The 12009-nt window shown below is 64.4% G+C and carries 10 protein-coding genes; 8 read left to right on the top strand and 2 right to left on the bottom strand.

The window, feature by feature from the left end; genetic code table 11:
- Nucleotides 1-31 precede the first annotated feature (31 nt).
- The 8 genes from hemC to ACYG97_RS22320 all read left to right on the top strand — a co-directional run bounded on the left by hemC (nucleotide 32) and on the right by ACYG97_RS22320 (nucleotide 7312).
- Entirely contained in the window at nucleotides 32-955 is a 924-nt protein-coding gene (gene hemC / locus ACYG97_RS22355; protein ID WP_023683914.1) for a hydroxymethylbilane synthase, read from the top strand.
- Between the two features lies 1 nt (nucleotide 956).
- Complete coding sequence (locus ACYG97_RS22350) at nucleotides 957-1670, top strand: uroporphyrinogen-III synthase (RefSeq protein ID WP_023687736.1); 714 nt, start codon at nucleotides 957-959, stop codon at nucleotides 1668-1670.
- Between the two features lie 112 nt (nucleotides 1671-1782).
- Nucleotides 1783-3273 carry a COG4223 family protein gene (locus tag ACYG97_RS22345; protein ID WP_023732911.1) on the top strand — a complete coding sequence of 497 codons (1491 nt, stop codon included), beginning with the start codon at nucleotides 1783-1785 and terminating at the stop codon, nucleotides 3271-3273.
- Nucleotides 3274-3283: 10 nt separating this feature from the next.
- Complete coding sequence (locus ACYG97_RS22340; protein ID WP_023732912.1) at nucleotides 3284-4885, top strand: heme biosynthesis protein HemY; 1602 nt, start codon at nucleotides 3284-3286, stop codon at nucleotides 4883-4885.
- 76 nt (nucleotides 4886-4961) lie between these two features.
- On the top strand, nucleotides 4962-5441 hold the full coding sequence (locus tag ACYG97_RS22335) for a tellurite resistance TerB family protein (RefSeq protein ID WP_023698391.1): 480 nt from the start codon (nucleotides 4962-4964) through the stop codon (nucleotides 5439-5441).
- A gap of 14 nt (nucleotides 5442-5455) precedes the next feature.
- Nucleotides 5456-6172 carry a glutamine amidotransferase gene (locus ACYG97_RS22330; RefSeq protein WP_023834670.1) on the top strand — a complete coding sequence of 239 codons (717 nt, stop codon included), beginning with the start codon at nucleotides 5456-5458 and terminating at the stop codon, nucleotides 6170-6172.
- A gap of 187 nt (nucleotides 6173-6359) precedes the next feature.
- The gene (locus ACYG97_RS22325; RefSeq protein ID WP_023670477.1) at nucleotides 6360-6623 is read left to right on the top strand and encodes a YMGG-like glycine zipper-containing protein; all 264 of its coding nucleotides are present in this window, start codon (nucleotides 6360-6362) and stop codon (nucleotides 6621-6623) included.
- 56 nt (nucleotides 6624-6679) lie between these two features.
- Nucleotides 6680-7312, top strand: a complete 633-nt coding sequence (locus tag ACYG97_RS22320; protein WP_023732913.1) for a LolA family protein — start codon at nucleotides 6680-6682, stop codon at nucleotides 7310-7312.
- Between the two features lie 30 nt (nucleotides 7313-7342).
- On the opposite strand, the gene ACYG97_RS22315 is transcribed toward ACYG97_RS22320, so the two are convergent.
- Entirely contained in the window at nucleotides 7343-10546 is a 3204-nt protein-coding gene (locus ACYG97_RS22315; RefSeq protein WP_023732914.1) for an efflux RND transporter permease subunit, read from the bottom strand.
- The gene (locus ACYG97_RS22310) at nucleotides 10543-11649 is read right to left on the bottom strand and encodes an efflux RND transporter periplasmic adaptor subunit (protein ID WP_023687741.1); all 1107 of its coding nucleotides are present in this window, start codon (nucleotides 11647-11649) and stop codon (nucleotides 10543-10545) included. Before ACYG97_RS22310 ends, ACYG97_RS22315 begins: the two co-directional genes overlap by 4 nt.
- Nucleotides 11650-12009: the final 360 nt, after the last annotated feature.

The raw sequence follows: 12009 nt of genomic DNA, 5'->3' as shown, positions 1-12009 counted from the left end.
GCCAGCCGGGGGTTATCACGGACCGCGCGCCATGCAAACTTTGAAAATAGGAACACGCGGCAGCCCGCTGGCGCTCGCCCAGGCGCATGAGACGCAGGCGCGGCTGATGGAAGCGCATGGCATGCCGGCGGAAGCCTTCGAGGTCGTCGTCATTTCGACCAGCGGCGACCGCATCCAGGACCGGCCGCTGTCGGAAGCCGGCGGCAAGGGGCTGTTCACCAAGGAAATCGAAGAGGCGCTGCTGGCCGGCACGATCGATATCGCCGTGCATTCCTCCAAGGACATGCCGACAGTGCTGCCGGTCGGGCTGGAGCTGTCCGCCTTCCTGCCGCGCGAGGATGCGCGGGACGCCTTCATCGGCAAGGCGGTGGAGCGCATTGTTGATTTGCCGCAAGGCGCCAAGGTCGGGTCGTCTTCGCTCAGGCGCCAGGCGCTGATCCGGCGCATGCGGCCGGACCTAGACGTGGTCATGTTCCGCGGCAATGTGCAGACCAGGCTGCGCAAGCTGGAGGAAGGCGTCGCCGAAGGCACGATCCTCGCTTATGCCGGGCTGAAGCGGCTCGGGCTCGGCCATGTCGTCACCGATCTGATGCCGCTCGATGCTTTTCCGCCGGCGCCGGGACAAGGCGCAATCGGCATCGAAACCCGCATCGGCGACAGCGAGGTCGAAAAGATGCTGGTGGCCATCCATGATGTGCCGACAGGCCAGGCGCTGGCCTGTGAGCGCGCCTTCCTGGCGGCGCTCGATGGCTCCTGCCGCACGCCGATCGCCGGCTATGCGACGATATCGGGCGGCAGGCTGGTTTTCGCCGGGCTGATCATTTCGCCCGATGGCACGCAATCGCATGAGGTCAAGGCCGAAGGCTTGGCGCTGGATGCCGCTGACATCGGCACGGACGCGGCCAGGATGGTGCGGGTCAAAGCGGGCGAAACCTTCTTCGACGGCTGGGTCTGATATGCGTGTCCTGGTGACGCGGCCGCAACCTGGGGCGTCGCGAACCATGCGGCGGCTGCAGGAATTGGGATTTGAGCCGCTCCTTCTGCCGCTGACCGAAACGGTGACACTGCGGGTTGGCGCCGATGCTGCGAGCGACAATGCCGTGGCCGTCGCTGTGACCAGCGCAAATGCGGTGCGGCATGCGCCGAAAGAACTCATTCGTGCGCTCGCCGCCTTGCCTTGCCATGCCGTCGGACGCAGGACGGCTGAAGCGGCACGTTCGACAGGGTTCTTGTCGGTCAGCGAAGGGGCGGGCGACGCCGAGCGGCTGGCCGAGGCGATTGCTGCCGGCCTTTCCGGCAAGGCGGTCGTCTATCTCACAGGGCGCGTGCGGTTTCCGGCATTCGAGGCGCGGCTGCGAAAGGCCGGCGTCGAGGTCCGCACCGTCGAAACCTACGACACGATTTCGCTCGATTATTCCGATGCTGAAATCCGTACACGCCTGTCCGATCAGGCGGTCGACGCGGTGCTGCTCTATTCAGCCAAGGCGGCGGCAGCGTTGCAGGCCTTGGCCAGCCGGGCGGAACTGCGCGATCTCTTTGAAAACATGCAGGCTTTTGCGCTCTCCGAGCGCGTGGCAGCGGCGTTTGACAATGCCGCCGGCAAAAAAATACGCATTGCGCGGGAACCGCAGGAGGAGGCGCTGCTTGAGCTGTTGCACCGCGGCGACTGAGCGCCGTGTCATCACGCCGCCCCTTTTCACCTGATGATGATGTGCTAGACCATTTTTCAAACCATCACGCGCCGTCGGGCGCCCAGACGAAGCAGGATTGCGGAGCCCAGGCATGGTCAAGACGCCGAAGATGCGACATTCGAAAAGCCACCGCGAGCCGGTGACCATCGAACTCGAACCCGGCGCTGTCTCGCGCATTGCCGATGCGGATGCCGCCAAGACGGATGTCGCCAACTCGGACGACGTCGAGGCCCCAGCAGGGTCGGTTGCGGCTGAGGATGCCGCTGCCATGGCCAATGCGCAGCCGGAGACGCCTGACGAGCCCGTTCATGCCGATCAAGCCGATCTCGAGCCGTGGGAGCACTCCGACGCCGCGGCGCAGGCCGCTCCCGAAAGCGCCGATGCCAAGGCGTCCACCCAGGCGGAGCAGCCTTACCCCACCGCTTCGGATGCGCCACCGCGCGCCAGAACCTCCGACTACAGTTTCGAGGATACCTCGCCCAAGCCGGGTGCACCCAAGGAAACCCCAAGGACAGCCGGGAACCAGCCCATGGCCGCGCAACCGAAGCGCACGAGCGGCATTGCCGCCGGCATCATCGGCGGTGTCATCGCGCTGGCTGCCGCCGGCGGGCTGCAGTTTGCCGGCGTGCTTGGCGCTCCGGGCTCAGGGGCGGGCACGGTCTGGCTCGACGGCGTCAATGGCGAGATCGCTTCGCTGAAGCGCGAAATCGCCGACCTCAGGGAAGCCAGCGGCAATAGCGCCGCAACGGCCAAGGTCGACGGGCTGTATTCGGCGCTGGACCAGGTCAAGGCCGATGTCGCATCGCTGAAATCGGCGGTCGAAAGGGGCGGCGCCGGCGACAATGCCGGGCTTGCCTCGCTTGGCGACAAGGTCAAGCAGATCGAGACCGCGGTCGCCGCCCTTGGCCAGGCCGGTGGTGCAGCGCCCGTCGATCTCGCGCCGCTCAATGAAAGACTGGCGGGCCTCGACGCACTGGTGAAATCGGCCGGTGAGGCAGCCAAGACGCAGGAAGGCAAGATCGCCGCGCTGGAGCAGTCGGTGACGCAGCTCGCCGGCAAGGTCGATGCGCAGGCCTCGCAGCCAAAGATCGCGATGGCCATCGCCGCTTCGGCCTTGAAGGCGGCGCTTGACCGCGGCGCGCCGTTCGCCGCCGAGTTGGAGACCTTCGCGGCGATCTCGCCCGATGCACCGCAGATTGCAGCGCTGCGCCCCTACGCTGAAAAGGGCGTCCCGACCCGCACCGAGATCGCCGGCGAGGCCGACGCCGCGGCCAATGCGATGGTCGCGGCGGCGACGCCGGTCGATGAAAATGCCGGCTTCTTCGAGAACCTTTTGTCGAGCGCCGAATCGCTGGTCAAGGTCCGGCCGATTGGCGCCGTCGAAGGCGCCGGCGCGCCGGAAACCGTGGCGCGCATCGAAGTGGCGGTCAACCAGGGCGACTACGCCAAGGCGCTCAGCGAATACGCAACGCTGCCGGATGCGGTCAAGGCTGCCGGCGCCGACTTTGCCGGCAAACTGAAGGCGCGCATCGACGTCGAGACGCAGGTCGACGCGCTGATTGCAGGTGCGATGAAGGCATGAGGACGACACGATGATCCGCATTCTCACCTTTCTCGCCGCCGTCTTCGCGCTCGGCCTCGGCTTTGCCTGGCTGGCCGATCGTCCCGGCGAGATGGTCGTCACCTTCAACGGTTACCAATACCAGGTCAGCCTGATGGTGGCGGCGGTGGCGATCGTTGCCGTCGTCGCAGCGGTGATGATCGTCTGGTGGCTGATCAAGTCGCTGTGGAACAGCCCGTACACGATCTCGCACTATTTCCGCGTCCGCCGCCGCGACCGTGGCTATCAGGCGCTGTCGACCGGCATGATCGCAGCCGGCGCCGGCGATGGCGCGCTGGCCCGCAAGAAGTCCAAGGAAGCCGCCAAACTGATCCGCTCCGACCAGGAGCCGCTGATCCAGCTGCTCGAAGCGCAAGCCTCGCTGCTCGAAGGCGACCATGAGGGCGCGCGCGAAAAATTCGAGGCGATGCTCGACGATCCCGAAATGCGGCTGCTTGGCCTGCGCGGGCTCTATCTCGAAGCCGAGCGGCTCGGCGACCGCAACGCGGCGCGTCACTATGCCGGGCGCGCCGCTTCCGTCGCGCCGCAACTGGCTTGGGCCGCCGAATCGACGCTGGAGGATCTGACCGGGCGCGGCGACTGGGACGGCGCGCTGAAGCTGGTGGAGGCGCAGAAGTCGACCAGGCAGATCGAACGCGACGCCGCCAATCGCCGCCGCGCTGTGCTGTTGACCGCCAAGGCGCAGGCGCTGACCGATAGCGACCCCAATGCAGCCAAGACAGCGGCACTCGAGGCCAACAAGCTCGCGCCCGATTTCGCACCGGCCGCGGTTGCAGCCGCCAATCTTCTGTTCAAACAGAACGATGTGCGCAAAGGCTCGAAGATCCTTGAGGCAGCCTGGAAGGCGGAGCCGCATCCCGAGATCGCCGAGCTCTACACCCATGCAAGGCCGGGAGATGCCGTGGTCGATCGTCTCAACCGGGCGAAGAAGCTGCAGGAGCTGAAGCGCAACAATGCCGAATCGTCGATGACGGTGGCGCGCGCCGCGCTCGATGCGCAGGATTTTTCCACCGCCCGCCGGGAGGCGGAAGCGGCGATCCGCATGGATCGCCGGGAAGGCGCTTACCTGCTGCTGGCCGATATCGAGGAGGCAGAGACCGGCGACCAGGGCAAGATCAGGCAATTGCTGTCCAAGGCGGTCAGGGCGCCGCGCGATCCGGCCTGGGTCGCCGACGGCGTCGTCTCCGAACGCTGGGCGCCGGTATCGCCGGTCAGCGGCAAGCTCGACGCTTTCGCCTGGCGCGCACCGATGGAGCGGCTGGGCCAGCTCATCGACAGCCATGAAGACGAAGCCGATGTGCCGGTGCTTGCGGCACCCGCCAAGCCGACAAAGGAAGCCGAAATGATCGATCATCCCGCCGTTGCCAAGACGATCAGCGAGGCGCCGACCGAGCCCAAGCCCGCTGTGGGCGATGACCAGGTCACGCCGGTCACCGCCGCCGCTTTCGCCGCAATACCAAACGACGCCGAACCCGTCGAACCTGCCGAGGAACTGGCGCGGCTGCCCGACGACCCCGGCGTCGACCCCGATGACGAAGCGGAGAAGTCACCGCGCCGCTTCCGCCTGTTTTGATCCCTGAAGTATGATCCCAAAAAGTGGATACCGGTTTTTGGAAAAGATCATGCTCCAATAATGTGAAGTGAGCACCATGTTCGAACGCGTCCTGGCCTTTCTGAAAGACCTGCCCTCCGGGGCTGGGGCTCGCGCCAATGCGGACGATCCGCGCGTTGCGGCGTCGGCTTTGCTCTATCATGTGATGAATGCCGACGGCGTGCGCCAGGATGTCGAGTGGGAGCGGTTCAAGCAGGTGCTGGCGCAGAGCTATTCGATCAGCGGCGACGAACTCGATGCGTTGGCTGCCGCCGGCGAGCGCGCCGACAATGAGGCGATCGACCTCTATGCCTTCACCAGCGTCTTGAAGCGCCATCTCGACGCCGAGGCGCGCAAGGCTTTCATCGGCCTGATGTGGGAAATCGTCTATGCCGATGGCGAACTGCACGAGTTGGAGGACAACACCGTCTGGCGCGTCGCCGAACTGATCGGCGTCGAGCGCCACGACCGCGTCGAGGCGCGCCGCAAGGCGGCGGCCGCCGCGCCCGGCGCCAGCGGAACGTCGAGCGACGAATAGGATTCCGCCTTTCCATGCCGCCCAGACCGAGCTCGAAACCAAAAATCCTGATCGTGCTGCATCAGGAGACTTCGAGCCCCGGCCGGGTTGGCCACATGCTGCTCGAGGAAGGTTTCGACCTCGACATCCGCCGGCCGCCTCTCGGCGACAGCCTGCCGGAGACGCTGGAGGGACACGCCGGCGCCGTGGTGTTCGGCGGGCCGATGAGCGCCAATGACGAAGATGAGTTCGTCCGCCGCGAGACTAACTGGCTCAATGTTCCGCTAAAGGAGAACCGGCCCTTCCTCGGCATCTGCCTTGGCGCGCAGATGCTGGCCAATCATCTCGGCGGCAAGGTCGAGGGGCATGGCGAGGGGCTGGTCGAGATCGGCTGGTATCCGCTGAAGCCGACCGAAGCCGGCAAAAAGCTGCTGCCCTGGCCCGACATGGTTTACCAGTTTCACCGCGAAGGCTTTTCGCTGCCCAGGGATGCGACGCTGCTGGCCACGGCGGAAACCTACCCCAACCAGGCTTTTCGCTATGGCGACAATGCTTGGGGCATCCAGTTCCATGGCGAACTGACCCGGTTGATGATGCAGCGCTGGGTGGTGCGCGGCGCACACCGTTTCGAATTGCCCGGCGCGCAGCCCGGCCGCGACCATCTCGGCGGCCGGCTGATCTGGGATATGCACCTCAAGCGCTGGCTGAGCGAGTTTTTGAGCCTGATCTTCGGCAAGCCTACTGAGGGATAGAGCAAATCCAACTACTCTGAACGGCCGAGCTTGCCCAAAGACGACTTACCTCTGGGAGGCGTGTACGATGGATTCGGGACCTTAGCCCGTTCCCGCAGATTTGGATTGCGCCCCAAACACTCCGATGGATCGAAAAACTCCGTGGCGCATTTAAGCTTCGGCTAATAACGGCCCCAGGAGAGAATCAATGAAGAAGACGCTGCTCATTTTGAGCCTACTCATTCCGCTCGCGGCATGCTCCCGCACCGAACAAGGCGCTGCCGTCGGTGGTTTGGGTGGCGCAGCTGTAGGCGCAGCAGTGGCCGGCGACCCGGTAAAAGGGGCGGTTGTTGGCGGTGCGGTCGGAGCGCTGGCCGGGGCGGTCATCGGGCACGCCAGCGAAGCCGGCCAGTGCAGATATCGCGGTCGGAACGGTCGAGTTTACGTTGCTCAGTGCCCGGACGGCTACTGATCTCAAAGGCGCGTGATCTCTTTCGATCACGCGCCTGCTCGGGGTAGGATAACTGAATGGCATATAACAGCAAAAGACTGCTGGCTTTCTGGTTCGTTGTCAGCGCTGTCGCGATAAACGCCGAACTTTCGACCGCGGCCTTGGCCGCACCTGTAGAAGCGAAGACGATTGCCGATCACTTCTCATCGGTAAAGTCCATGTCCGGGGACTTTGTCCAGTCGGGCCCAATAGCGGAAAGGACCAAAGGGAAGTTTTTCCTCCAGCGGCCGGGCAAGATCCGGTTCAACTATGCAGGCCAATCAGGGGTCAGCGTAATTGCAGATGGAAAATCCTTGGTGGTCTATAACAAGAAGCTCAAGACATCGCGGCTTTATGCTCTCTCGAAGACGCCGCTCAAGCTGCTCCTCGACAATCAGGTCAACTTTTCCGGCAATCGCCTCAAAAGTATCAAGGACGATGGCGCCCAGGTGATCATCAGGCTGGCCGACAAGTCGGCTTTCGGCAATTCGAATATCACTATGGTGTTTGACAGAGAATCGCTCGATCTACGCAGATGGACCCTGACTGACGAGAGGGGCCTTACCTCGACAGTTACCATATCCAACGTGAAGCAGGGCGTTCGCGCTCCTGCGGGCACCTTCACTATCGACTATGCTGCAAACCGTGAATTCAACACCAAAACGAAATAGTCGGCAGCGCCACGAACTGCCCGTGTAACACTACTCGGCGGCCGTCTCGGACGGCACCTCTGCCGGTGCCGAAGACTCGGCCTCGGCATGCGGCTTGCGCCGTGAGAACAGCGACCTTAGCGTGACGTAGAACACCGGCGTCAGGAACAGGCCGACGAAAGTGACGCCCAGCATGCCGGAGAACACCGCGGTGCCGAGCGACTGGCGCATTTCCGCGCCCGGGCCCGTCGCGATCATCAGCGGCACGACGCCGAGGATGAACGAGAAGGCGGTCATCAGGATCGGCCGCAGCCTGAGCCGGCAGGCTTCGACGGCAGCCTCGGCCGCCGACAGGCCGCGTTCCTGGGCCTGCCGCGCGAACTCGACGATCAGGATCGCGTTCTTGGCGGCAAGCCCGATCAGCACGATGAGGCCGATCTGCACGAGGATGTTGTTGTCCAGCCCTCGGAACGACACGCCGAGCAACGCCGCCAGCACGCCGAGCGGCACCACCAGCACGATGGCGAACGGCAGCACCCAGCTTTCATATTGCGCCGCCAGCGCCAGGAACACGAACAGCACCGACAGTCCGAAGATATAGACTGCGGCATTGCCGGTGTTACGCTCCTGATAGGCGAGTTCGGTCCATTCATAGGAGGTACCGGCCGGCAACGTCTGTGCCGTGATCGCTTCCATCTTGGCAAGCGCATCGCCGGTGGAAACGCCGGGCGCGGCGTTGCCCTGCAGCGGCACCGAGACGTACATGTTGTAGCGCTGGACCAGCGCCGGGCCGGTGACGTCGCGGATCTCGATCAACGTGCCCAGCGGAACCAGCGCGCCGGTCGCCGAGCGCACCTTCAGTTTCAAGATGTCGGCGCGATCGAGGCGGAACGCCTGGTCGGCCTGCGCGCGCACCTGGTAGACGCGCCCGAAAGCGTTGAAGTCGTTGACGTAGGCGGTGCCCAGATTGATCGACAGCGTCTCGAAGATGTTGGGGATCGGCACGTTCAGGATGCGCGCCTTGTCGCGATCGATCGCCAGGAAGAATTGCGGGCTGGACGCGGAGAAAGTGGTGAACACGCCGGTCAGCCCCGCCGTCTTGTTGGCCTTGCCGGCAATTTCATAGGCAAGCGCCAGGATCTGCCGCATGTCGGCGCTGTTGCGCTCCTGGATCTGCAGCTTGAAGCCGCCGGCATTGCCGACGCCGCGGATCGGCGGCGGCGGCAGTGCGATAATGAAGGCTTCCTTGATGCTTTGCAGGCTGCCGAACAAATTGCCGATGACCTGGGTCGCGGACTGGCCGGCTTCCAGTCGCTCGTCAAACGGCTTGAACCTGGCGAAGATCACGCCCGCGTTGCTGGCATTGGTAAAGGTGGCACCGGAGAAGCCGGCGAAGGCGACCGCGTAGTCGACGCCTGGCGTTTTCTGGATGATCTGCGACGCCTGCTGGATGACCGCATCGGTCCGCGATAGCGAGGCGCCGTCCGGCAACTGGACGACGACGATCGCATAGCCCTGGTCGAGCGACGGAATGAAACCGCGCGGCACCGTCTGCACCATATAGACCGTGGCGTAGATGAGGGCCGCGAAAACGGCTAGCGTGGCGGCGATCGCTATCCGCGAGCCGACCAGCACGCGCACGATGCTCGAATACCAATGGGCGACCTTGTCGAAGCCGCGGTTGAAGCCGTCGGCGAGCGCCCGTCCGAACCGCGCCAGGAAAAAGCGCGGCGGCGCCGCAGCAGTGTGGTGCGGCTTGAACAGCAGCGCGGCCAGCGCCGGCGAGAGCGTCAGCGAATTGAATGCCGAGATCGCCGTCGACACCGCGATGGTGATCGCAAACTGCAGGTAGAACTGCCCGGAAATGCCGGGGATGAAGGCTGTCGGTACGAACACGGCTATCAGCACCAGCGAGATCGCGATGACCGCCGTGCCGACTTCGTCCATGGTCAGATGCGACGCCGGATTGGGCGCCAGCCCCCTGGCGATATTGCGCTCGACGTTCTCGACCACGACGATCGCATCGTCGACGACGATGCCGATGGCCAGCACGAGGCCGAACAGCGTCAGCATGTTGAGCGAGAAGCCGGCGGCGTAAAGCACCGCCAGCGTGCCGATCAGCGACACTGGGATCGCCACGATCGGCACGATCGCCATGCGCCACGATTGCAGGAAGACGATGATGACGATGATGACCAGCACCATCGCCTCGAGGATCGTCTTGTAGACCTCCTGGATCGACTCGGCGACGAACTCGGTCGGATTGTAGACGATGTCGTAGCTCAACCCCTTCGGGAAGTCCTGGGAAAGCTCCTTCATCTTGTCTTGGATCTCCGCGGCTGCGGCGAGCGCATTGGTGCCTGGCCGCTGGAAGATGGCGAGCGCCACCGCCGGTTTGCCGTTGAGATAGGAGTTGGTGACGTAATCCTTGGCGCCGAGCTCGATGCGCGCCACGTCCTGCAGCTGGATCAGGCGGCCGTCTTCGGCCGATTTGACGATCACGTATCGGAAGTCGCGTGCGTCGTTGAAACGGCCTTGCGTGGTGACCGTGTACTGGAACGCCGTGCCGGTATTGGTCGGCGGCGCGCCGATGGAGCCGCCCGACACCTGGACGTTCTGGTCGCGCAGCGCCTGCACCACATCGCCCGAGGTCATCCCCAGGGCGGACAGTTTTTCCGGATCGAGCCAGATGCGCAGCGAATATTCGCGTTCGCCAAAGATGATGAGGTCGCCGACGCCGTCCAACCTGAGCAGTATGTCGCGCACCCGCGAGCGGGCGTAGTTCGAGACGTAGAGCTGGTCGTAGGTATTGTCGGGCGACAGCATGTGCACGACCATCATCAGGTCGGGCGAGCTCTTGATGGTGGTGATGCCGAGGCGGCGGACTTCTTCGGGCAGGCGCGGCTCGGCGACCGAGACGCGGTTCTGTACCAGCACCTGCGCCTGGTCGAGGTCGGTGCCTAGCTTGAAGGTGATGGTCAGCGCCATCGCTCCGTCGCCGGACGAATAGGACGACATGTAAAGCATGCCCTCGACGCCGTTGATCTCCTGCTCGATCGGCGTTGCCACCGTCGCTGCGACCGTCTCGGCGTCGGCGCCCGGGTACTGGGCGCGAACGACGATGGTCGGCGGCGCGATCTCGGGATATTGCGCGATCGGCAGCTGGGTATAAGCAATCCCGCCGAGGATCAGGAGGACTATCGAAACCACCGATGCGAAGATCGGACGGTCGACGAAGAAATGGGCGAACCTCATTGCTGCAACCCGGCGGTCTCGACCTTGGGCGGCAACGTCACCATCTCGACCTTCACCTTGGTGCCGGGCCTGGCGTGCATCAGCCCGTTGACGATGATCGTCTCGTCGCCGGTCAGGCCCGCGCGGATCACCCGGTAGCCGTCGAGAAGCGGGCCGGTGCGCACGGGCTTCGCCGACACCATCCCAGCCTCATCCACCAGGTACACGATGCGGCGATCCTGATCGGCGCCGACCGCCTCGTCGGGCACCAGGACGCCGCTATGCGGCAGCGACCCCGGCACGTTGATGCGCCCGAACATGCCTGGCTGGAGAACGCCGTCGGCGTTGGCAAACCTTGCACGCACCCGCATGGTGCCGGTCGCGTTGTCGATCCGGTTCTCGGCAAAATCGAGCTTGCCCTTGAATACCGCCTCCGCGCGGTCGGCGACGCGAACCACCACCTCGAGCCCGCCGGCGCCTTCCTGCATGCTGCCGCCGCGCTCCTTCGCGTCGCGGGCGTAGCTGAAATACAGGCGCTCATCGACGTCGAAATAGAAGTCGATCGGATCGCGCGTGACGATGGTCGTCAGCAAGGTGGAATCCGGCTGCACGAGGTTGCCGACCGACACCAGCCGGCGGTCGATGCGGCCGGACAAGGGCGCCTTGATCTCGGTGAACTCCAGGTTCAGGTTGGCCGTCGTCAGCGCCGCCGTCGCGCCCTGCATCTGCGCCTGCGCCGAAAGGTATTCCCGCCGGCGGTCGTCGACCGTCGCGGCCGAGATATTGCCGGTCTTGGCGAGCTCATCGGCGCGATCCAGCTGCATCTTGGAGAATTCGAGCAGAGACTTGGCGACGTCCACTTGCGATTTGGCGGCATCGTAGGCCGCCTGGTACGGACGCTGGTCGATGGTGAAGAGCAGGTCGCCCTTGTTGACCAGTGCGCCGTCCTGGAAGCTGATCTTGTCCAGATAGCCGCTGACGCGCGAACGGATGGCGACCTCGTCGACGGCTTCGAAGCGCCCGACGAACTCGTCGTCTTCGACGATTTCACGCACCACCGGCTTGGCCGCCGTCACCACCGGCAGTTGCTGGTCCTGCGCAAACGCGTTGCTGCTGAAAGCCATGCCGAGCAGGAATGCCACTGGGACGGCGGAGCGGGCCAGCCAGCCGACCGATCGGCTGGGTCGCCCGCTTGCGTCGCGATGCGATTGCCGATTCCCTGAAGTGTCCATTTGCGTCCCCGCTCGCTGGACCCGGAGGTCGGGTGGTTCTCTTCTATATTTAAGGTTTCTCGTCGAGACCAGAGCACTGCAGTATTGTGCATGGCAACATAATCATTTTCCATATGGACTGAAATGTCCACCCTGCGGCTGCCCCGCCATCTGGCTAGTTCGCCCAGAACCGGCCCATCCGCTTCCGGCCCATCTCAGCCGTCATCGGCGCAAGCTGATTTGGACCGAGCGCCGGATCCTGCGGCTTACTCG

The organism is Mesorhizobium sp. W067 (assembly GCF_054719525.1).
This window is presented reverse-complemented; position numbering and strand designations above follow the sequence as displayed.